Below are 22,225 nucleotides of genomic sequence, written 5' to 3' on the forward strand. Positions count from 1 at the left end.
ACCGCCACGGCCTGCAACGACTCGAGCCGTGCCGCACACTCGGGGGATGACGCCCGCGCTGGTCCTGGTGATGCTGCTGCTCAGCATCACGGCCATGCCGTACGCCCAGTGGGCCGGCGTCGTGGCGGTGGCGTTCTTCTCGGGGCTCTGGATCCTCGCGAACGGTCCGATGGAGGGCGCGGTGCTGCTCGTGGTCGCGCCCACCCACGGACTCACAGCCGGGGACCTCGTCGGTCTCGCGGGCCTCGCCATCGCCGGTGGGCGAGGCTGGGTGCTGTGGCGGGGGCGTGCCGAGGTGGCGCCGGCCTCAGCGGCTGCGGACGAGGGAGCGGACGAGGCGGGGCCCCGCCCCGATCACGGGAAGATGCCGTAGCTGACCGACGACATGCCCTGGAACGGGATGTACGTCAGCACGACCTGCCCGCCGTCGTCGTTGCTCAGCACCTGCGGCCCCGGGTTCGCCGGGTCGTCGATCGTGGTCTGGGCCTCCCAGCCCTTCGCCTCCAGCCGGCTGATCGCGTCGCTGACGGCCTCCTCGGCCGAGGCGTCGGTGCTGATCAGCACCGCGAAGGACACGTTCTTGCCCTTGCCGTCGCGGCTGGCGCTCTGCATCTCGCCGTCGATGAGGTCCACGGTGTCGCGGGGGAAGTCCTGCGGCAGCCCGTCCTCGGCGAGCACCTCGGTGTCGTCGGTGTCCACGAAGTCCGACGGGATCGCCTGCGCGGTCGACTCCGCGTCCGGCTCGTCGGAGGACGAGCATGCCGTCAGTGCGGCCAGCGGCAGCGCCAGGGCGAGGCCGGCGGCGGCGAGGTGGATGCGGCGGTGGCGCTGGTGGGAGCGCTCGAGCACGCTGCCTCCCCAAAATTCGTGGTGACGGACAGGTCTATTCAACCCCACGACCGCCCCGCGCGCCCGCCAAGCCCCCGATGACACCCAACCGTGATGTGCCCCGCCGCCGGTGATCGAGGAACGCCGAAGCCGCCCGCCGCTGGTCGAGGAAGGACGAAGTCCTGTCGCGAGACCGAGGCGACGATGCAGCCTGGCCGCTGGTCGAGGAAGGACGAAGTCCTGTCGCGAGACCCAGGCCCCTCACACGCAGACCCGCAACCCACCGACGGGCTTGCCGCCCCCGAACAGCACGTGCTCACCGACCCGCAGCGCACCGTGCCGGTCGACGTCAGCACCGTCGAGCCACCCGAGCCGATCGAGCAGCCCCGCCATCAGCACGGGGCGCGCGCGGTCGCCGCCGTCGTCGATCTTCAGCGCGATCGAGCGCCCGTCGCGCAGCGCCAGCACGTAGACCGCCTCGGCGCCCAGCTTCCCGATCGCCCCGGGCACGGCCGTGAGCAGGCGCCGCTCGTCGCGCTCGGTGCCGGAGACCAGCTCGGGGTGGGTGCGGATCGCGTCCGCGACCCGGCTCATCGGCCCGTGGCTGGCCAGCGCCAGCTCGGAGAAGGCCCTCGCCAGGCCCACCAGCGAGGTCGCCAGCAGCGGAGCCCCGCACCCGTCGGTGGCGGCGTGCGCGATCGGCTCGCCGGTCAGCCGCTCGAAGGTCGCGTCGATCGCCCGCTGCAGCGGGTGCGTGGGGGAGAGGTAGTCGTGCGTCGACCAGCCGTTGGCCACGCAGGTGGCGAGCATGGCGGCGTGCTTGCCGGAGCAGTTCATCTGCACGCGGCTCGGGCCGCCGTCGGCACGCAGGACGAGGTCGCGCACCCGCGGCTCCAGCGGGTAGTCCTCCGGGCACTGGAGGTCGTCCTCGCCCAGGCCCGCACCGGCCAGGATCTCGCGCACCACCTCGACGTGCATGGCCTCGCCGGAGTGCGACGCGCAGCCCAGGGCGAGCTGGTGCGGCGGCAGGTCGAGCCCGGCCTCCACCATGCCCAGCGCCTGGAGCGGCTTGCTGCTCGAGCGCGGGTAGACCGGCCCGGTGACGTCGCCGGCGGAGAACACCGTCTCGCCCTCGGGGTCCAGCGCCACGACCGAGCCGTAGTGGCGGCCCTCCACCAGCCCGGAACGGACGATCTCCACGACGGGCACCGGTGCACTCATGGGGGCACCGTAGACGGGGACCCCGGTGGTGGGGGTAGGTGAGGCGGGGCCTGGGTCTCGCCACAGGACTTCGTCCTTCCTCGACCAGCGGCGGGCGGCACCGGTGGGCGGTCGGGTGCGGGGGTCTCGTGGCTCAGCCGTGGCCGGCCTCGCACCTCGACCACCGGTCGCCGGGGCCTCGGTCTCGCGACAGGACTTCGTCCTTCCTCGACCAGCGGCCCAGGCTCCGGCCTTCCTCGACCAGCGGAGGAGACCTTCATCGAGAGGGATGACTCACCCGCCCCAGCACCCCAAACTCGACCAAGTCTGTATACATTGAGCCGGTGAGCACCGCCCCTCAGTACTGCCCCACGCCCCGCGAGCTCGACGACCTGGAGCTCCTCGTCTCCGGGGCCCTCGCTCCCCTCGCGGGCTTCGACGAGCCGGGCAGCCCGATCACCCTGACCCTCCCCGACGACGTGCAGGCCGCCGCCACCGAGGCCGGCGCCGTCGAGCTCGTCGACCCCGAGGGCCTCCCGCTGGCCCGGGTGAGCATCCCCGGCGGCCAGGTCGAGGCGCTGACGCACGCGCAGTACGGCCCGTTCCGCCGCTACTACCTGACCCCTGCGCAGGCGCGCGAGCAGCACGCCGGCCGCACCTGGGTCGCGGTCACCGACGCCCTCACTGAGGAGCAGGTCGCCACGCTCGCCGGCCACGGCCCGGTGGCGCTGGTCGCCCTCGTCGGCGCCGGCACCCCGGACCTCTCCGCGGTCGCGCTGATCAAGGCGACGCTGCTGGCCGCGGCGCAGCTGCCCGACGCGGTCGTCGTCGCCGTCCCGCTCGCCGCGCGCGAGTCCGGCGACGCCGAGACCGACCACGCCCTCGGCCTCGCGGTGCTCGCCACCTACGCCGGCGGCGACACCGTCATCGGCCTGCCGGAGGCGGGGGAGGACGACAGCTACGCGGACGACGTCGCCGCCGTCGTCGCGCACGACCAGCCCGCCCCGTCCGAGCAGGGGCTGGTTCTCTTCTTCACCGGCCTCTCCGGCTCCGGCAAGTCCACCCTCGCCCGCGCCCTGATGGACAAGATCCTCGAGCAGGGCACCCGCACGATCACCAGCCTCGACGGCGACGTGGTGCGCCGGAACCTCTCCAAGGGCCTCACGTTCTCCAAGGAGGACCGCGAGACCAACATCCGCCGCATCGGCTGGGTGGCCGCCGAGATCGCCCGCCACCACGGCCTCGCGATCGTCTCCCCGATCGCCCCGTTCGACTCCACGCGGCAGGACGTGCGCGGCATGGTCGAGGACGCCGGCGGCGCGTTCTTCCTGGTCCACGTGGCCACCCCGCTGGAGGAGTGCGAGCGCCGCGACCGCAAGGGCCTCTACGCCAAGGCCCGCGCCGGCGAGATCCCCGAGTTCACCGGCATCTCCAGCCCCTACGAGGTGCCCACCGACGCCGACGTCGTGGTCGACACGACCGGCCGCACCATCCCCGACGCCCTCGACGACGTGGTCACCGCGCTCGCCGAGTCCGGCTACCTCGACCTCACCACCACCCCGCTGGCCGAAGAGGGGGATTCGTCGGTGGTCGAGGTGCGAGGAGCGCGAGCGACGAGCCACGAGACCCCCGCACCCGACAACGACGCTGAGCCCCTCAACGTCCTCATGGTCTGCACCGCGAACATCTGCCGCAGCCCGTTCATGCAGCTGCTGGGGCAGCACCTGGCCGGTGACGACCTGGTGATCCGCTCGGCGGGCACGATGGGCTTCGACGCCAGCGAGATGGACGAGACGATGGCCTCGACGCTCGTGGCCCGTGGCGTGAGCGAGCAGGCGATCGCGGACTTCCGCTCCCAGCCGGTGACGCGGCAGCTCGTCGAGCAGGCCGACCTCGTCCTCACCGCCGAGGCCCGCCACCGCCAGGTGATCCTGGACGAGAACCCCGCCGCGTTCCGCAAGGTGTTCAGCCTCGGCCAGTTCGTGCAGGCCGCCGAGGCCAGCAGCGGGCTCACCGGCGCCGAGCTGCTGGCCGCGGTCGCCACCAAGCGCGGTGCTGCCAGCGCGGACCTCGACGTCGCCGACCCCTACCGCCGCGGTCCCGAGGCCGCCGAGCAGGCGGCCCAGCTGATCGAGGGCTGGCTGCGCACCGCGGTCGGCTCCCTCACCGGGAAGGCGGACGCCTGATGGACCCCATGGAGCTCCTCACCTGGACGGCCCTCTCGGTCGTCGTCGCCGGCTTCGTGGTCGGCGTGGTCGTCGGCCTCACCGGCATGGGCGGCGGCGCCCTGATGACCCCGGCGCTGCTCTTCCTCGGCGTCGGTGGCGGCGAGGCCGCCACGGTCGTGACGGCCGACCTCACCGCGGCCGCGGTCTACAAGACCGGCGGCGCGGCGATGCACTACAAGGAGGGCTCGCCCAACCTGAAGCTGGCGGGCTGGCTGATCCTCGGCTCGGTGCCGATGGCGTTCATCGGCCCGTTCCTGGTCAAGCGGCTCACCACCGACCCCGACCAGCTGGACTACGTCCTCAAGGTCGCCATCGGCTTCGCGCTGCTCTTCGCCGCGCTCACCTACGCGCTGCGGCTCTACATCAACCTCAAGCGGGTGCGCGCCGGCGGCGACCCGGGCGATCCCGACCCGAAGATCCGGCCCATCCCCACGCTCCTCGTGGGCGTGCTGGGCGGCCTCCTCGTGGGCGTCACCAGCGTCGGCTCGGGCTCGGTCATCATGATCGCCCTGCTGATGCTCTACCCGGGTCTCTCCGCGGTGAAGCTGGTCGGCACCGACCTCGTGCAGGCCGTGCCGCTGGTGCTGGCCGCCGCCATCTCCAACATCGCGATCCACGGCCTCGACTGGGAGCTCACCATCCCGCTCATCGTCGGCTCCGTGCCCGGCACCCTTCTGGGCGCCAAGATCGCCCCGCACGTGCCGCAGTCGCTCATCCGCCGCGGCATCGTGGTCGTCCTGGCGATGTCGGGCGAGGCGCTGCTGGACAAGTCCGGCTGGGCGCCGCTGGGCGAGGACACCTACAACCCGTGGCTGACCGTGGCCACCGGCCTCGTCGTCGTGGTGCTGCTGCCGGTGGTGTGGGGCTTCCTGCGACGCCGAGAAGGGCTGCCGTTCCGCGGCCTGCCGACCGTCTCCGAGCTCGACACGTGGAACTACGCCGGCTCCCCGGAGCAGCGGGAGCGCGAGAAGCGCGAGTAGACCCCGTCAGCCGGCCACCGGCCGGCACGGCACCACAAGCACCAGCCAGAGCACGACCCAGCGCGGGGCGCGGGACCTCAGGAGAGGTCCAGCGTCCCGCGCTTGTCGATGAGCTCGCTGAATGCGCCCTGCATGTAGTCCACGTAGGACGCCAGCGGGTGCAGCCCGTCCGCCTTGGTCGGCGTCGTGGCGACGAACGCCGGGCACTGGTCGGCGATGCAGAACAGGTCCTTGGTGTCGAGCACCGTGCCGCCGAACTCGGGCAGCTCGTCGCGCATCTTGGCGCGGTACTTCTTCCAGTCCTTCTTCACCGTCGTCGCGCAGTCGGCCGGCTCGCTGAGCGAGGTGTAGCACTCGGCCGGGTTGCCGGTCATCGGCGGCGGCATCACGAAGACGACCTTGCTGTCGGCCGAGAGCGCCTTCAGCGTGGAGGTGACGAACGGGATGCGCTTGTCCTTGCGCAGGTTGATCGTCATCAGCACCAGGTCGGGCTGGGTCTGCTCGATGTAGTCGAGGGCGTCGCTGACGCGGCTCTGGCAGCCGGCCCGGTCGGCGCGGCTGAAGCCGCGCACCTGGGAGACGTTGCTGGAGAAGCTGCAGCCGCTGGTGCCGAGGTCGGTGACCTTCCAGTCGTCGACCAGCGGGTCGCCGGAGGCGTGCAGGTCCTCGAAGGCGGTGGCCAGCCACATGGTGATGGAGTCACCGATCAGCACGGCGCTGTGCTCGGCGTCGTCGGCGCCGCTGGTGCACTGCTCGGGCGTGAGCGCCTCGTCCACCTCGTTGCAGGAGCTGGGGAACACCGGCGCGATGCGGTCGGCGCGCGGGGCGTCGCCGATGGCGGGGTCGAGGTCGTTCGGCCAGCTGGTGGCCTGCACCGAGTCCAGCAGCGCCGACTGGAGCTGCACGGTGGAGGAGTCGTCGCCGTTGGCGAGCTTGCGGTCGACCTCGGCCTGGGCTTCACCGAGGGCCAGGAAGGTCTTGCTGTCCACGCCCGGCGGGATGGGCCGGACCAGGATAGGGACGGTCAGGCACATGGCCATGAGGACCGGGGCGGCGCCGTAGAAGAACTTGTTCCTCAGGTCGGGGTGGATGCCGGTGCGGAAGTCGCGGAACGGCTCCTCGACGAAGTAGAAGATCAGCGTCGAGAGGCCCACGGTGCCGCCGAGCACGGCGAGCCAGCGGAAGAGGTCGTCCTGCGGCAGCAGCACGCCCATGATCACCACGAGCGGGAAGTGCACGAGGTAGACCGAGTAGGAGATGTCGCCGAGGAACGTGGAGGCGCGGTTGGTCAGCAGGACGTTCCGCACGTGCGCGGTGCCGATGCTGCCGGCGGCGATCACCAGGGCCGAGCCGAGCACGGCGGGCGCGGCCCAGGGGCCGGGGAAGCCGTTGGTGCTGGGCGTGATGAACACGGCGACGGCGATGATCGCGACACCGGCCACCGACAGCACCTCGGCCCAGCCGCGCGGGATCTTGCGGACGTGGGGGAGGAAGCACGCCAGCGCAGCGCCGGCCCCGAGCTCCCAGGAGCGGCTCAGGGTGGAGAAGTACGCGGCGGTGGGCTCGGCGGCCGTCTGGTGCAGCGAGTAGGCGAACCCGGCCAGGGAGAGCACCACGGCCATGGCGCCGACGGTGAGGTCGCGGGTGCGGTCGGAGAGACCGTGGGCGGCGAAGCGGCGCTGGAGCAGGATGACGGCCAGCAGCACGAGCACCGGCCAGACGACGTAGAACTGCTCCTCGACCGAGAGCGACCAGTAGTGCTGGAGCGGCGACTCACCGTCGCCGGCCTCGAAGTAGTTGGTGCCGGCGCTGGCGAAGTGCCAGTTGGCCAGGAAGATCGCTGCCCACCCGCCGTCCACGAGGACGTTGTGGGCACGCACCCCGCCGAAGACGAGCTGCGCGGCCACGATGGTGAGGCCGATGACCAGCAGGCCGGCCGGGAGGATGCGGCGGGCGCGGAGCTTGTAGAAGGTGTAGAAGTACTGGCCGACGCTCTTGGTGCCGGCGGTGCGCAGCAGGCGGCCGGTGATCAGGTAGCCGGAGATGACGAAGAAGACGTCGACGCCGACGAACCCGCCGTGCGGCCAGTCGAGCAGGTGGTTGAGCACCACGACGCCCACGGCGATCGCACGCAGGCCCTGGATGTCGAGACGTTTGCCGGACGGCTTCTTCGCCGGTGTCCCCGTCGCCGGGGCGGGCCGCGTGCCGACGCGGCTGGTCTCTGTGCGGTGCTCGCCCGTGGGCAACGTTCGGCTCCCTGGTGCTCGGCTCTCCCCGCGGCCCTGCCACGCCGGGGGCTGTGCTCCGCAGGACAATACGGGGAACCATGACGATTCCTCGGGTCGGCGCGTTTGCCTAGGGAGGCGAACGCGCCTACCAGCGTCAGGACCGGCAGTAGGCGACGAGCGCGTCGTCCATGTTGCGCGGGAGGTATCCGGTGGCCTTGATCTTCTCCAGGGACAGAGCGCTGTGGACGGGGCGCGGTGCCAGGTTCTTGCCCTGGCCGTACTCGGCGGTCGACACCTCGGCGACGTCGTCGGCGCTGCGGCCGCTGAGCTCGAAGACGCGCTTGGCGATGTCGGCCCAGGTCACGATGGGCCCATCGCTGGTCACGTTGTAGGTGCCGAAGGGGGCTCGCGTGCTGACGAGGTGTCGGATCGCGTCGGCCAGGTCGGAGGTGAAGGTGAGCCGCCCGTGCTGGTCGGCGACGACGCCGGGCGAGATGCCGCGCTCGGCCAGGGACTGCATCGTGCGCACGAAGTTCTTGCCCTCGCCGATGACCCAGGACGTGCGGATCAGGTAGTGGCGGGGCGCGCCTGCCACTGCCAGGTCGCCGGCCGCCTTGGACTGGCCGTAGACACCCAGGGGAGAGAGCGGCTCGGCCTCGGTGTGCGTCTCCTGGCTGCCGTCGAACACGTAGTCCGATGACACGTGCACCAGGGTGAACCCGTGTTTGCGGCTCAGCGCGGCGAGCGTGGCGGGCGCCGATGCGTTGGCCAGCCACGCTCCGGGCCGTCCCCCGGGGGTCTCGGCGTCATCGACGGCCGTCCAGGCCGCTGCGTTGATGACGACGTCGTGGTCGCGCCAAGGGAACGCGGCCACGGCCTCGGCGTCCGCGAGGTCGAGGTCGGCTCGCGTCAGGCCGACCGCGTCAGGCAGGGCAGCCAACAGTGCTTGCCCGAGCTGACCACCGGCGCCCAGGACGACCGGGCGACGGGCCGGGAGAGGTGTCACGTCCTCCAGCGAGGGGTTCTTGGTGTCCTTCTCGCTGATCTCCGCCTCGTCGAGCGGTATGGGCCACGGAATCGCGGCTGAGGCGTCACCCAGGTGGAGGGCGGGGTAGGCGATGCCTGGCCGCCAGTGGTCGTTCACCAGGTAGCTATAGAGCGTGTTGTCCTCGAGCGCCTGGTAGCTGTTGCCGACGCCGCGAGGCACGAACACCGCGACCTCCGGGTCGAGCTCGAGGCTGACTGTGGTGCCGAAGGTGTCGCCCTCCCGCATGTCGACCCAGGCGGCGTAGACGCGGCCGGTGCCGACCGAGACCATCTTGTCCCACGGCTCGGTGTGGATGCCGCGGGTGGCGCCACGGTGCGCGTTGAACGACATGTTGTTCTGCACCGGCCCGAAGTCAGGCAGGCCGAGTGCCGTCATCTTCTGCCGCTGCCAGTTCTCCTTGAACCAACCACGCGCGTCGCCGTGCACCGGCATGCGGATGACGAGCAGGCCCGGGATGTCGGTGGTCTCGACGCTCAGGTCGGCCACGGTCACTGCCCCTGCTTGGCGTAGGTGGCTTCGACCGACTGCTTGTGGGGACGCCACCAGTCCTCGTGCGCCACGTACCACTCGATGGTGCGTGCCAGGCCCGACTCGAAGTCGGCGAACTGCGGAGCCCAGCCCAGCTCGGTGCGGAGCTTGGTGGAGTCGATCGCGTACCGCAGGTCGTGGCCGGCGCGGTCGGTGACGTGGTCGAAGTCGTCGTCCGCGCGTCCGAAGTGCCGCAGGATCTGGCGGACGACGTCGAGGTTGTTCTTCTCGCCGTCGGCGCCGATGAGGTAGGTGTCGCCGATGCGGCCGTGGTTGAGGATCGTCCACACCGCCGACGAGTGGTCGTCGGCGTGGATCCAGTCGCGCACGTTCTGTCCGGCTCCGTAGAGCTTGGGTCGGCCGCCGTCGATGACGTTGGTGATCTGGCGGGGGATGAATTTCTCGATGTGCTGCCAGGGGCCGTAGTTGTTCGAGCAGTTGCTGATGGTCGCCTGCACGCCGAACGAGCGGACCCAGGCGCGGACGAGCAGGTCCGAGCCGGCCTTCGTCGAGGAGTACGGGCTGGAGGGGTTGTACGGCGTCGCCTCCGTGAAGCGGGCCGGGTCGTCGAGCTCCAGGTCGCCGTAGACCTCGTCGGTGGAGATGTGGTGCAGCCGGACCCCCGCGCGGCGTACGGCCTCCAGGATCGTGAACGTGCCGATGAGGTTGGTCTGCACGAACGGGGACGGGTCGTTCAGCGAGTTGTCGTTGTGCGACTCGGCCGCGTAGTGGACGACGGCATCGTGCTGGTCGACGAGCGGAGCGACGACCTCGGGGTCGGCGATGTCGCCGACGACGAGCGAGACGCGATCGGCGGGGAGGCCGGCGATCGACTCCCGGGATGCCGCGTAGGTCAGCTTGTCGAGAACGGTGACCGAGGCGTCGGTGTGCTCCACGAGATGGTGGACGAAGTTGGAGCCGATGAAGCCGGCCCCACCGGTCACGAGGATGCGCTGCATGGTGGCGATCCTAGAGACGGCCGCAGGTTCTGGATGACAGCCCCGTGAACTGTGGCCAGCGGCACCAGGGAACCGGCGTGGGGAATGCCGACCCTGACTAGGGTGTCCCGCATGCGCGGAATCATCCTGGCCGGCGGCACCGGCTCTCGCCTGCACCCGATCACGCACGGGATCAGCAAGCAGCTCGTGCCGGTCTACGACAAGCCGATGATCTACTACCCGCTGTCGACGTTGATGCTGGCCGGCATCCGCGACGTGCTCGTCATCAACACTCCCCACGAGGCGCCCATGTTCCAGCGGCTGCTGGGGGATGGAAGTCAGTTCGGCATCAGCATCACGTACGCCGTGCAGCCGAGCCCTGACGGGCTGGCCCAAGCGTTCACGATTGGTGCGGAGCACGTGGGCAACGAGCCTGTGGGCCTGGTGCTCGGCGACAACATCTTCTACGGCGCGGGCCTGGGGTCTCAGCTCCGGAGATTCCAGGACCTCGACGGTGCTGCGGTCTTCGGGTACCAGGTGGCAGATCCGACCGCCTACGGCGTGGTCGAGTTCGACGCCGACGGCATTGCGATCTCACTGGAGGAGAAGCCGGCGAAGCCGCGCAGCAACTACGCGGTGCCGGGCCTGTACTTCTACGGCCCCGACGTCGTGGGCTACGCACGGGGGCTGAAGCCCTCGGCTCGCGGCGAATTGGAGATCACGGACCTCAATCGGATCTACCTGGAGCAGCGCAGGCTGCAGGTCGAGATCCTCCCGCGTGGCACGGCCTGGCTGGACACCGGCACGTTCGATTCGCTCAACGACGCCGGCAACTTCGTCCGCACCATCGAGCACCGGCAGGGCATGAAGATCGGGGCGCCGGAGGAGATCGCGTGGCGGTACGGCTGGCTCTCGAACGAGGACCTGGCCGAGCGGGCCGCACCTCTCGTCAAGAGCGGCTACGGCCAGTACCTGCTCGACCTCCTCGGCTGAGGCACCGCCTACCGGTCACCAGCGGTCGAGCAAGGCTCTGGTGGTCGAGCAGCGAGGAGCGTGGCCGGAGGTTGAGGAGGGCGCGCAGCGCTCGTCTCGAAACCAGCGACGAGCGCACGTCGAGATCACCCGCCCCGCCAACGTTAAGAGCCGTCAGTCCCGCCCGTAGATGTCCCGGGTGTAGACGCGGTCGTCCACGTCCTCGAGGTCCTCGTGCTTGCGGTTGGCGATGATCACGTCGCACCGCTTCTTGAACTCGCTCAGGTCGCGCACGACCTCGGAGTTGAAGAACAGCTCGTCCTCGAGCGTCGGCTCGTAGATCACGACCTCGACGCCCTTGGCCTTGAGTCGCTTCATCACGCCCTGGATGGAGGACATGCGAAAGTTGTCCGAGCCCTCCTTCATCACCAGCCGGTACACACCGACGGTCTGCGGGCGCCGGCGCAGGATGTCGGCGGCCACGAAGTCCTTGCGGGTCGTGTTGGCGTCGACGATCGCACCGATGAGGTTCTGCGGCACCTCGGCGTAGTTGGCCATGAGCTGCTTGGTGTCCTTCGGCAGGCAGTAGCCGCCGTAGCCGAAGCTGGGGTTGTTGTAGTGCGAGCCGATCCGAGGGTCGAGCCCGACGCCCTCGATGATCTGCGCGGTCGAGAGGCCGTGGGTGGCGGCGTAGGTGTCGAGCTCGTTGAAGTACGCGACCCGCAGGGCCAGGTAGGTGTTTGCGAAGAGCTTGATCGCCTCGGCCTCGGTCGAGTCCACCAGCAGGACGGGCACGTCGGTCTCCTCCGCGCCCTCGAGCAGCAGGTCGGCGAAGCGCCTGCCATCCTCGGCACGGTCGCCCACCACGATCCGCGAGGGGTGGAGGTTGTCGTAGAGCGCGCGGCCCTCACGGAGGAACTCGGGGCTGAAGACGATGTGCGCGCCCAGGTGCTCGCCGCGCATCTTGGCGGTGAAGCCGACGGGCACGGTGGACTTGATGACGATGACCGCGGTCGGGTTGACCGCCCGCACCTGCTTGATGACCGACTCGACGGACCCGGTGTTGAAGTAGTTCGTGTCCGGGTCGTAGTCGGTGGGCGTCGCGACGATCACGAACTTGGCGCCGGCGTAGGCCGAATCCCCGTCGGACGTGGCGGTCAGGCTGAGCTCGCGGGTGGAGAGGTAGTCCGTGAGCTCGGCGTCGACCAGCGGTGACTCGCGGCGGTTGACCATGTCCACACGCGCTCCGTCGAGATCCACCGCCCACACCTCGTGGTGCTGGGCGAGGATGACGGCGTTGGAGAGGCCCACGTAGCCAAGTCCTGCGACGGCGATCTTCATGCCCACAGCCTAGGTCTGGGATGTGTCAGCGTGGTGACGAACGGCGGACCGGCACGTGTTGCGTGAGGGTTCGCGTGACATGAGTAACGTGAATTGTGGCCTCAGGTTCGGACCTACTCGTGCGGCACGGCTACAGTGACGCCTGCTTCCCAACAGGAGAGGTCCATCAAGCATGCCCGACAGCCACGCCGACTACCGGCTGAGTCAGCTCGACCAGCTGGAGGCGGAGTCGATCCACATCATCCGTGAGGTCGCCGCCGAGTTCGAGAAGCCCGTCCTGATGTTCTCGGGCGGCAAGGACTCGATCGTCATGCTCCGTCTCGCGGAGAAGGCGTTCTACCCGGCCAAGATCCCGTTCCCGATCATGCAGATCGACACGGGCCTGGACTTCCCGGAGGTCATGCAGACGCGTGACAACTGGGTCGACCGCCTCGGTCTCAACCTCGTGGTCGCCAGCATCGACGACGCCATCGCCAACGGCGTGGTGGTCGACGACGGCAAGACCAGCCGCAACCGCATGCAGATCGGCACCCTGCTCAACGCCATCGAGGAGAACGGCTTCACCGCCGCCTTCGGTGGTGGCCGCCGCGACGAGGAGAAGGCCCGCGCCAAGGAGCGCGTCTACTCCCACCGCGACGAGTTCGGCCAGTGGGACCCCAAGAACCAGCGCCCCGAGCTCTGGAGCCTGTACAACGGCCGCCTGCACGAGGGCGAGCACATGCGCATCTTCCCGATCTCCAACTGGACCGAGCTGGACGTGTGGTCCTACATCGCTCGCGAAGAGATCGAGATCCCGAGCATCTACTACAGCCACAAGCGCCGCGTATTCAAGCGCAACGGCATGTTGATGACCGAGACCCCGCTGAACCCGTGCAAGGACGGCGAGGTCGCCGAGGAGCGCGACGTCCGCTTTCGCACCTGCGGTGACATCACCCTCACCGGCTGCGTGGAGTCCACCGCGGGCACCATCGAGCAGATCATCGAAGAGATCGCGGTGGCCCGCGTGACCGAGCGCGGCGAGACCCGCGGTGACGACAAGTTCTCCGAGGCCGCCATGGAGGACCGAAAGAAGGAGGGCTACTTCTGATGGCCGAGGACATCACGGACGTCGTCGAGAACGTCACGACGCATATGGACCTCCTGCGGTTCGCCACCGCCGGCTCCGTGGATGACGGCAAGTCGACCCTCATCGGTCGCCTGCTGCTCGACTCCAAGTCGATCTTCGAGGACCAGCTCGAGGCCGTGGAGACCACGTCCAAGGGCAAGGGCTACGACTACACCGACCTCGCGTTGCTGACCGACGGTCTGCGCTCCGAGCGCGAGCAGGGCATCACCATCGACGTGGCCTACCGCTACTTCGCGACGCCCAAGCGCAAGTTCATCATCGCCGACACCCCGGGCCACGTGCAGTACACCCGGAACATGGTCACCGGTGCCTCCACCGCCGACCTCGGCCTCGTGCTCGTCGACGCCCGCCAAGGCCTCACCGAGCAGTCCCGCCGCCACGCGGTGATCCTGTCGCTGCTCCGCGTCCCGCACCTGGTGCTGGCCGTGAACAAGATGGACCTGGTGGACTACTCCGAGGAGGTCTTCACCAAGATCCACGACGAGTTCACCCAGTTCGCGACGAAGCTCTCCATCCCCGACCTGACGGTCATCCCGATCTCGGCGCTGGCCGGCGACAACGTGGTGAACCGCAGCGAGGCGATGTCCTGGTACTCCGGGCCCACGCTGCTGCACCACCTCGAGAACGTGCACGTCGCCTCAGACCGCGACCTCATCGATGCCCGGTTCCCCGTGCAGTACGTGGTGCGCCCGAAGAGCGACGAGTTCCACGACTACCGCGGCTACGCCGGCCAGGTGGCCGGTGGCGTCATGAAGCCGGGCGACGAGGTCGTCGTGCTGCCCAGCGGCATGACGTCCAAGATCGCCGGCATCGACCTCTTCGACCAGGAGATCACCGAGGCCTACCCGCCCATGTCGGTGACCGTCCGGCTCGAGGACGACGTGGACGTCTCCCGCGGCGACATGATCGCCCGCGTGAAGAACGCTCCCAGCCCGTCGCAGGACATCGACGCGATGGTCTGCTGGATGACGACGACGCCGCTGAAGAACCGGCAGAAGCTCGCCATCAAGCACACCACGCGCACCGCTCGCGCCATGGTGAAGGACATCCAGTACCGCCTGGACGTCAACACGCTGCACCGTGACCAGGAGGCTGGCGAACTCGGCGTCAATGAGATCGGCCGGGTGCAATTCCGCACAACAGTACCGCTGCTGTGTGACCCGTACTCAAAGAACAGGTCTACGGGGTCCTTTATCCTGATCGATGAAGCGACCGGCGTGACTGTCGGGGCTGGCATGATTCTCTGAGATGCCAGTTCTTGACTGCGCCGGCCGGCGAATACTCTACATTCATGTTCCGAAGGCGGCCGGAAGCGCGGTGGAGGGGCTCCTTAGGTCATATGGGCAGGTCTCGGGCCTGCGTCATCACGGGCCATTCGGTGAATTGCCCTGCAGTCCGCAACATTTTCATGGCAGTTTGTTAGAACACATCTATTCAGCTCACGTCACCGAACCAGTATCACCGTTCGACTACGTGTTCATGACTGTGCGTGACCCTATCCGTAGGTTTGTCAGTGAACTCACGTACGGAACACGTCATCGGAACCCGGTGCGCCAGAAAGTCGAGGACCTGGCCCCAAAGAATTGGGACCGTAGAGCACTATCGCTCATTCGGTCATATGGCAGTGACCCGTATATGCGTGACAACCATTTACGCCCGCAGCATGAATTCGAGGCCTTCGCCCCTGAAGTCTTCAGAATCGAAGATGGACTTGAGTCGCTGAAGGCGAAGCTGGATTTCGTATGTGGAATTGAAGGTTCATTGCCGACGTCAGCCGTCAATGCGTCCCGGCAAGTCAAGTTAAGCCTTGGGCCAAAGGTGGTAGAAGCTTTGACTGACCTCTATCAGGAGGATTTTCTTCGATATTCCTACCCGCCACCTAATCAGTAGATCCAGTGAAACTTCTAGCGAGATTATGGCGCGGAAGTGAGTATTTTGTCCCGACGGCCCTGTCCGCCCTCGCTCCATTGGTTGCAATCCCCGTAATCATTTCGGAGACTGGTGCGCATGGGTGGGCGAACCTAGCCTTGGGGCAATCTTTAGGCGCGGGACTGGGAGTTTTTGTATCCCTAGGCTGGGGACTCACCGGTCCAACAGATGTGGCGCGCTTGAAGTCGACGCAACTTCGGCATTACCTCGGCGTGAGTATCACGGCAAGGTTCATCGTCTTTGTTGGTACGGGCATCATTTCGATTCCGATCCTATTAGCAATTATCGATAGGCAGTTCGCGTCCGCAAGCGTCTTATGGAGTTTGGCGCTCTCAGCCCAGGGTGTCAGCAACGCTTGGTTTTTCGCGGGACTAGGCCAACCTCGTAAGATTCTAGTTTTTGATGCGCTCCCACGGATGCTCGGCCTCATCGGCTCTATAGCGATACTATCCATATCAGGGTCTGCGGTCGCGTTTGCTGGAATTCTTCTACTATCAGAATTGCTAATTGTCGCTGTTGTTGCGCATCGTTACGCGACCTTCCGTAAAGATTGCCTACGCGAAGCCTTGGCTAGCGTTAAAGATCAGCTGCCCATCGCGTTGAGTTCGGTAGCGGGATCCCTTGCAACTCGAAGCAGTCCACTCCTAGTGGCGCTAACCGATCCGGGTGCGGTTGGCCAGTTCGCATTGGCAATGCGAATACTGCAGGCGGCTCGAACTACCCTAAAGCCGGTAATCAACATGCTCCAAGGGTGGGTCGTCAGGTATGCCGCCAGCCAGTCGAAGAGAGCAAGGACTAGCCTCATCATTCTTATTGGCTATTCTGCAATCGTCGCCGCCTCCCTCGTTATAACATTTGGCCTGGGGCTCGGCGAAAAAGTACTCGGACCCGAGATTAGTTTACAAGAGATTCAGGTCTTCCTAATCGCGGCTACAGTTGTGATGGTGGCGGCTTCGTCCGCACTGGCCATTGGCTTCCTCATACCTGACGGTCGCCAGAATCATGCTGCGGCCGCCATTACACTGGGGTCCATCATTTCCATTCTGGCGACTATCGGGGGAAGTCTATCGCTCGCTGCTACCGGAGCCATGCTCGGTGTTCTCCTTGGACAAGCAAGCGTTTTGGTTGTTTCCACGGGCTTTGTCATTAGGGCATCTCGATAACGGACTTCAATTCATCTACGTACTGAGCGGGGTCAAAGAGAACTCTCGCGCGCTCAAGCGCTCTGGCGCCTAATTGGGAGCGTGCAGCGGGGTCAGCGAGCGTGCTGATCGCATCAACTAGGCGTCGAGTGCTACCAGGAGTGACGACCAGACCGGCATCACCGATTGCCCACGTCATGGGCTCGAGATCGCTCACGATAATGGCACGCCCCAGCAACATCGCATCAATCAACTTCACTGGCAATTGCAGGGGTCCGTAGCCAATTTCTAGACTGGGGATGGCAATGATGTCGGTATTTGCCACAATTCGCATCCCCTCTTCGAGAGACGTCCGCCCGACCCACCGTTCCCAGGGATGTGCGTCCGTTGGTGCTTCGGCAGTCACGGTCAAGGTGGTTCCCAAGTGTTGAGTCTGCGCCACGGCGGATCGCAACTGTGATATCCCCTTATGCTGAAGCGGCGTACCGACAAACGCGAGCGAAGGCTTCGAAGAATGGTGAGGTGTTCCTGGCATGGGTCTCTGCGCACGGACATGAGGGACTATTTGACCGCCGTAGATCTGTGCCAGAGCTGGTGAACTTGTAATGACTCGTGCATGTCGAGTCGCAATTCCGTGGGCGGCAGAGAAGGCATGCATCTGACGCGGATGGCGGATGCGCTTTGCTATGGCGCGCAGCCGGCTGTCACGTGACAGGGCCACATCCAAGTCCGGGTCGTCGATGTCGAGGACTAGGGGCAGGCCACACTCCCTTGCGGCGCTCATGCCGGGGAACAGGGTGCTCGGCATAGCCTTCACACTGAGGAATGCCGAGGCCGAGGTTCTCTCGGCAAGGTGCACCAGATCCTCGACCGTTGAGAAGCTGACGACCTCTACATCCTGGAGCTGGGACTGAACTGGGGCCCACAGTGCGGAGCCCTTGGCCCCCGCGATTACGCACCGGTATCCGGCCTTTCTGGCAATCAGATACGTACTGTAGAGACGCCCCATCGCGTTATTCGACAGGTCATGAGAGAGGAACACTAAAGTTCCAGAATTGCGATCCACGGTGGCTTCCTCGTCTACAATGGTAGAGGACACCATAACCTAGGGAGGTGTGAGCCATGTCGGGAGCCATGTGGTTGGCGGTGGCGAGCATGTCCGCGGTCGCTGTCGGGATGGCCGTCGGCTTGGGGCATGGGCTGGCGGGGTTCATCGCATTGGTTTGCAGCATTCTGCTGCTTCTAATGCCACGATCTTGGTATTTCAACATCTTCTTGATCACAAGCGGAGTGATGTTCTTCAGCCCCGCGACAGGTTCGCTTCATGTGGCGGCGAGCGATTTGTTATTGCCGCTGATGCTGATCGGGGCATTCATTAATCGAAGCGGTGGTGGAACTGTCAACCGCGTTCTGGCATTTTACGGCTTCATGCTTGCCAGTGCTGCAATGTCAGCGGTCTACGCACAACTTCATCTGAAGACTTTCGATGCGTATCTTGCCATATCGAGCCAAGTGAAGTTCACCGTTGTCATTCTGTACCTGGTCTCTGTTGTAGCCCTCGCTCCGCGAGATTCACGATCCCTACGGTCCACTTTCCGTGTTTGGTCCGCAGCCGCGACCTTACAGGCGGCTCTTTGCAGTCTGAACCTGATGGGCATCTCTGTTTTCCCGGGAAGTGCCTATCGAACGCGAGGACTCTTTGACGATCCCAATCTACTGTCCGGCTTCTTTCTTATTAGTATCATTGTCCTACTTTGGGCGCACGCAGTGGAGCCGGTTCCAGAGTTGTTACCTTCTTTTACGATCTTGTGTCTTGGGCTGTTGGCTGCCGCCTCGCGATCCGCTCTAGCTACGTTGGTGGTTGTTGTAATCGGGGTTTTGATTCTGACAAGTTCACAGTTCCGGGCTTTGAAGGCATATATCGCGTTGCTCGCCTTGGCAACTCTTGCGGGTGGATCTGCCTTTATTTTGAGTGCGGGCGAAATACCTGCGGTTGAGAGACTGTCGGGGGCGTTTCAAGAAGTGGGCGACGATTCACGACTTAGCCTGTGGGGTCGGGCGGTGGAATTGTGGCAAGCGAGTCCGTTTGTGGGTGTCGGGCCGGGACTTTACCCGCTTTACTCTGGTGACATTATGGGCATCTCAGGCAGGACGGGAACGGGTTTCGTGGCGCACAATAGTTTCCTAACTCTCTTGGCAGAGCAGGGACTAGTTGGAATGCTGGTAGCAACGGCAGGATTTGTCGCCATCCTCAGGGTGATTCGATGCGAGCCGGCGCGCGATGTTCGCGTTGCGATGATCCTGGGTGTCACGGTTCTAGGAGTACAGATGGCCACGCTGAATCTACAAAGTCTTAGGTATGTCTGGATATTTATGGGCTTCGTTTTGGTTTGGGGCATCGGTAGCTCTCGCCCCTGGGTGTCAACGCGTCAACCTATGGATCGGTCGGTGGCCTAGGATGGCTAGAACGCAGGTGGGAATTGTGGGACTTCTGCGCGCTGATCTTGATAGTGTTTGGGCGCTGTTTACAGTGCGGGGGTTGGCCACGCTTTTTTACCGTGTGTCTGCCCGTGCTGGACGCACGCACCCAGCCTTGGGGTCGATATTCAAGCAATTTAATCATCTTTTGACGGGTGCGGATATTGCCTGGCAAGCCGAAATTGGCCCGAATCTGTCAATATTTCACCCCACAGGTGTTGTCATTGGAAAATACGTCTGCATCGGCTCCGGCGCCATCGTTCAGGGTGGCGTAACGATCGGAGGTACCGGCCGTTCGACCTCAACGGAAATTGAATCCGTGGTCGTCGGGGATGACTGCAGTTTCGGAGCAGGATCGACGCTTGTAGGCCCGTTGACTCTTGGTGATCGAGTCTCAGTAGGAGCCGGAGCCGTGGTGACTCGGTCGTTTCCTGACGGCTCAACACTTGTGGGTATTCCGGCTAGGAGCCGCAGTTGATGGTGAGGGTTCTACATGTCACGGACAGCCTAACTACCGGGGTTGGTTCAGCCGTCAACAGTCTGGCCCTGCATCAAGCCAAACGAGGTGCAAAGGTCTCGGTCCTGGCTGTGAATCGGCCAGGTGTGCGTTCTGCGCTTTCTGACGATGCGTTAGCTGCTGGGGTGGAACTGAAGCTTGTGTCGGCGCCTTCGCGGTTGTTGGGTCTCATCTCTTTGGCTTGGGTGCTTCTGCATGAGGGCGACCGCTTTGAGGTGTTGCATGCGCATTCAACGGTGGCCGGTGTTGTGGTGAGGGTGATCGGCGGGACCCGGGGCTGGTCCGTCTTCTATTCCCCACATGGCTTCGCGAGCCTTGCAGATCCGGCCGAAAAGTTGAGCCTTGCAAAGAAGGCTGCATTTCTGGTCGAGCGTATGTTGAGGTCCATCGGGACAATTATTGCTGTGGGCCCGAGTGAACATCAGTACGCATCCAAGGTCGTTGGAAGTCCGCGTGTGCGAACACTGAGTAACGTTGTTGAACTGCCCGGCGGACAGCCTTCAGGCGTTGGATGGGCGGCCGCCCGCGATCAGAGATCCGCCCGCCGTTCCAAGGCGGTAGTGGTCAGCGTCGGACGCATTGCCTCACAGAAGCGCCCCGAATGGTTCAGGTCCCTAGCAACTGAGTGCGGACCTGAAGTTGAGTTCTGGTGGATTGGCGGAGGTGGCCCTGCGTCGGAGTTCTTCCGGCACACGGACGTTGAAGTCTTCCCTTCGTTGTCGAAGCCGGAATATGTTGAACGGTTGGAAAGGGCTGACCTTTACATTTCCACCGCTAGGTATGAGGGTATGCCACTTGCATTGATGGAGGCTCAATGGCTCGGCGTGCCTGGCCTCGTGGTTCGTGCCCCAGGGGTTTTGGATGCATTAAGTGAGGGTGTTTCAGGCATTGCTGTAAAGGACCTGAGCGAGATGCGGGCCACTCTTGCGTCGGTAGTTGGCGATCACGTCTGGTTGTCTCGGATGAGTGTGGCTGCGACCCATTGGGCTCGCGAAACCTTCTCGATCGAAAAGTTCCATGCTTCATGTCTCGAAATTTATGATGCTTAGGTGGATGTCTTGGTTGATGTAAGCGTAATCATGGCTGCTCATAACGAGGAGGGTACTATCGGTGATTCTATCCAGTCTATCCTGGCTGAGTCTTCGGTAGATTTGGAACTTCTCGTTTGTGCTGACGGCTGCACGGACGGGACCCTTGATATCGTGAGGGAGGCGGCTGAGCGCGATGCCAGGGTGCGGGTTTTCGCGAACCGTACGGCGCTCGGCTCAGGCGCCTCACGGAACCGACTAATTCGTGAGGCGCGGGGGACGTATTTGGCCGTTCAGGACGCCGATGACATTAGCCTCCCTGGTAGGTTGGCTAAGCAAATGAATATTATTTCCGGGGATTCGGCTCTGACGTTGGTGGCTGGTTCGGCGCGGATATTGGATACGGCTGGCGTGCGAGCTGAGGAACGTTTGTTGCCGGTGGCTTCGCCACAGGAGGCCGTGCGGATGTTGAGGCAGGGTAGAATGCCGTTTGTTCATCCAACCGTGCTCCTGAAGCGTGATGCCGCTTTGCAGTGTGGTGGCTACGATGTTGCTTGTGTGCGAGCCCAGGATTTAGCCTTGATGCTCCGTTTGAATCTGTCGGAGTCTGAGATTGCGATTGTTGACGATTCGTTGGTTATGTATCGTTTACCGGGACAGCGATCTCTGGGGGCGATTGCTCGCAATCTCAAGGGCCGTAGGCTGGCGATTCAGCGAAATTCATCTGGTGTGAGTTTGCCAGGTCGACTATTCGCGCTTGGGCCATTATGGATGATCCGAGTCATCCCTACATGGTTGGTCGAGCGACATCGTTGGCGTCGAAGGTAGTGCTGGCCGCGTTTTCCCTGGCTAGGTCCTGCGGGGTTTGGTCCACAGGGCTGTGGACTCCGACAGGTACTGGCGGCGAGGCAGGTTGTCGTTCTCATCCGGGGCTCGGGACTTAGGCTCGGGGCATCGCATAAGCGCGCCTTCGTTCCGTGAGGGTGGTGACTTTGTGGTGTTTGGCCAACTCGATGTCTTGGTCTCACGGCAGGTTCTGCAGCAGCTCCGGTAGGCGCTCCCAGTGCGGTGTGCAGCCGCTGCCCGGCGTTGCGGGGCCAGGCTGGCAGGTGGGCCAGCACTTCATGGCCGGCCAGACGTTCAGTGAGTTTCGCTTTTCGCTGATTGGGGGTGCGGGCCTGAAGTGAGATTGCCTCCCCGGTGCCTCGGCCTGGATCGGACGGTTGAATTGAATCGCTATCGGAGTTGAAGGTGTAGGCGTAGCCTGAGCGCTCCGGTCTCGACCAGGCTCCTGGCCATGTTGAACCCGCTCATCGCTAGAACGTTGACGCCGTGGCGCCATGCCGCGGGTTGGCGAACCGGGCCTTGACGACTTCCTTTGAATGGTCTTCGACCGTGTCAGCAGTCGTGCTGGGTCGGTGCCCTCGGGATTGGGAAGAGGTCCATGGCCACCTTGAGGTCCCGGTCGCCGCTGCGCGCAAGTCGCGGAACGTATCCATCGACGCCGTGACGGCGAGGCTGCAATCTAGTGCGAGAACGACGCCCAAAGGCGGGCCACCAGAGAGATTGCATGGTGATCGCGAGAGGTGACGACGACGCTCCAATCTGGGGCCAGAACGACGGTCGAAAACGGGGCCACCCAGACAGATTGGATGGGTGATCTCGATGGAGGATTGGGCTCTGATCCGGAGGCTTGTCGCGGACGGTGTCCCGC

General features: G+C 65.1%; 19 protein-coding genes. 12 read left to right on the forward strand and 7 right to left on the reverse strand.

Going from position 1 to position 22,225, the window contains the following annotated elements:
• Nucleotides 1–46 precede the first annotated feature (46 nt).
• A complete protein-coding gene (locus tag M8316_RS12715; protein ID WP_250055098.1) occupies nt 47–373 on the forward strand; it encodes a hypothetical protein in 327 nt (108 codons plus the stop codon).
• Here M8316_RS12715 and M8316_RS12720 read toward each other — a convergent pair.
• Both M8316_RS12720 and M8316_RS12725 read right to left on the reverse strand, forming a co-directional pair.
• Complete coding sequence (locus M8316_RS12720) at nt 355–849, reverse strand: hypothetical protein (RefSeq protein ID WP_250055099.1); 495 nt, start codon at nt 847–849, stop codon at nt 355–357. The genes M8316_RS12715 and M8316_RS12720 overlap by 19 nt on opposite strands.
• Before the next feature lie 240 nt (nt 850–1,089).
• A complete protein-coding gene (locus tag M8316_RS12725; RefSeq protein ID WP_250055100.1) occupies nt 1,090–2,049 on the reverse strand; it encodes an asparaginase in 960 nt (319 codons plus the stop codon).
• Nucleotides 2,050–2,372: 323 nt separating this feature from the next.
• Here M8316_RS12725 and cysC point away from each other — a divergent pair, with 323 nt between their 5' ends.
• Both cysC and M8316_RS12735 read left to right on the forward strand, forming a co-directional pair.
• Nucleotides 2,373–4,214, forward strand: a complete 1,842-nt coding sequence (gene cysC / locus M8316_RS12730; protein ID WP_250055101.1) for an adenylyl-sulfate kinase — start codon at nt 2,373–2,375, stop codon at nt 4,212–4,214.
• Nucleotides 4,214–5,236 carry a sulfite exporter TauE/SafE family protein gene (locus M8316_RS12735; RefSeq protein ID WP_250055102.1) on the forward strand — a complete coding sequence of 341 codons (1,023 nt, stop codon included), beginning with the start codon at nt 4,214–4,216 and terminating at the stop codon, nt 5,234–5,236. The genes cysC and M8316_RS12735 overlap by 1 nt, the downstream gene beginning before the upstream one ends.
• 77 nt (nt 5,237–5,313) lie before the next feature.
• On the opposite strand, the gene M8316_RS12740 is transcribed toward M8316_RS12735, so the two are convergent.
• The 3 genes from M8316_RS12740 to rfbB form a co-directional block, all read right to left on the reverse strand.
• Nucleotides 5,314–7,482 carry an acyltransferase family protein gene (locus tag M8316_RS12740; RefSeq protein WP_250055103.1) on the reverse strand — a complete coding sequence of 723 codons (2,169 nt, stop codon included), beginning with the start codon at nt 7,480–7,482 and terminating at the stop codon, nt 5,314–5,316.
• 136 nt (nt 7,483–7,618) lie between these two features.
• Entirely contained in the window at nt 7,619–8,998 is a 1,380-nt protein-coding gene (locus M8316_RS12745) for a sugar nucleotide-binding protein (protein WP_250055104.1), read from the reverse strand.
• Between the two features lie 2 nt (nt 8,999–9,000).
• Nucleotides 9,001–9,999, reverse strand: a complete 999-nt coding sequence (gene rfbB / locus M8316_RS12750; RefSeq protein ID WP_250055106.1) for a dTDP-glucose 4,6-dehydratase — start codon at nt 9,997–9,999, stop codon at nt 9,001–9,003.
• Between the two features lie 111 nt (nt 10,000–10,110).
• On the opposite strand from rfbB, the gene rfbA reads away from it, so the two are divergent.
• Nucleotides 10,111–10,971: a glucose-1-phosphate thymidylyltransferase RfbA gene (gene rfbA, locus M8316_RS12755; protein ID WP_250055107.1), complete on the forward strand. Its 861-nt coding sequence runs from the start codon at nt 10,111–10,113 to the stop codon at nt 10,969–10,971.
• Nucleotides 10,972–11,124: 153 nt separating this feature from the next.
• Here the strand turns inward: rfbA and M8316_RS12760 are convergent, their stop codons facing one another.
• Nucleotides 11,125–12,291 (reverse strand): nucleotide sugar dehydrogenase, encoded by a 1,167-nt coding sequence (locus M8316_RS12760; protein WP_250055109.1) that lies wholly within the window; start codon nt 12,289–12,291, stop codon nt 11,125–11,127.
• A 172-nt stretch (nt 12,292–12,463) separates the two neighbouring features.
• Between M8316_RS12760 and cysD the strand changes: the two genes are divergently transcribed.
• From cysD to M8316_RS12775, 4 genes are all read left to right on the forward strand, one after another.
• A complete protein-coding gene (gene cysD, locus M8316_RS12765; RefSeq protein WP_250055111.1) occupies nt 12,464–13,378 on the forward strand; it encodes a sulfate adenylyltransferase subunit CysD in 915 nt (304 codons plus the stop codon).
• Nucleotides 13,378–14,664, forward strand: coding sequence for a sulfate adenylyltransferase subunit CysN (gene cysN, locus M8316_RS12770; protein WP_250055113.1), 1,287 nt, complete (start codon nt 13,378–13,380; stop codon nt 14,662–14,664). Before cysD ends, cysN begins: the two co-directional genes overlap by 1 nt.
• Before the next feature lies 1 nt (nt 14,665).
• A complete protein-coding gene (locus M8316_RS21295; RefSeq protein ID WP_372490587.1) occupies nt 14,666–15,307 on the forward strand; it encodes a sulfotransferase family 2 domain-containing protein in 642 nt (213 codons plus the stop codon).
• A 251-nt stretch (nt 15,308–15,558) separates the two neighbouring features.
• The gene (locus M8316_RS12775; RefSeq protein ID WP_250055115.1) at nt 15,559–16,509 is read left to right on the forward strand and encodes a hypothetical protein; all 951 of its coding nucleotides are present in this window, start codon (nt 15,559–15,561) and stop codon (nt 16,507–16,509) included.
• Here the strand turns inward: M8316_RS12775 and M8316_RS21140 are convergent.
• Nucleotides 16,493–17,554: a glycosyltransferase gene (locus M8316_RS21140; RefSeq protein ID WP_250055117.1), complete on the reverse strand. Its 1,062-nt coding sequence runs from the start codon at nt 17,552–17,554 to the stop codon at nt 16,493–16,495. The two genes, M8316_RS12775 and M8316_RS21140, sit on opposite strands and share 17 nt — an antisense overlap.
• 89 nt (nt 17,555–17,643) lie before the next feature.
• Between M8316_RS21140 and M8316_RS12785 the strand changes: the two genes are divergently transcribed.
• From M8316_RS12785 to M8316_RS21305, 4 genes are read left to right on the forward strand one after another with little or no spacing between them, the layout of a single operon-like run.
• A complete protein-coding gene (locus M8316_RS12785) occupies nt 17,644–18,945 on the forward strand; it encodes an O-antigen ligase family protein (RefSeq protein ID WP_250055129.1) in 1,302 nt (433 codons plus the stop codon).
• Nucleotide 18,946: 1 nt separating this feature from the next.
• A complete protein-coding gene (locus tag M8316_RS21300) occupies nt 18,947–19,444 on the forward strand; it encodes a serine O-acetyltransferase (RefSeq protein ID WP_372490588.1) in 498 nt (165 codons plus the stop codon).
• Nucleotides 19,444–20,532 carry a glycosyltransferase family 4 protein gene (locus M8316_RS12790; protein ID WP_250055130.1) on the forward strand — a complete coding sequence of 363 codons (1,089 nt, stop codon included), beginning with the start codon at nt 19,444–19,446 and terminating at the stop codon, nt 20,530–20,532. The genes M8316_RS21300 and M8316_RS12790 overlap by 1 nt, the downstream gene beginning before the upstream one ends.
• A 30-nt stretch (nt 20,533–20,562) precedes the next feature.
• Complete coding sequence (locus tag M8316_RS21305; protein WP_372490589.1) at nt 20,563–21,339, forward strand: glycosyltransferase; 777 nt, start codon at nt 20,563–20,565, stop codon at nt 21,337–21,339.
• The last annotated feature ends 886 nt before the right edge of the window (nt 21,340–22,225 follow it).

This window comes from Nocardioides bruguierae, assembly GCF_023554635.1.
Lineage (GTDB): Bacteria > Actinomycetota > Actinomycetes > Propionibacteriales > Nocardioidaceae > Nocardioides > Nocardioides bruguierae.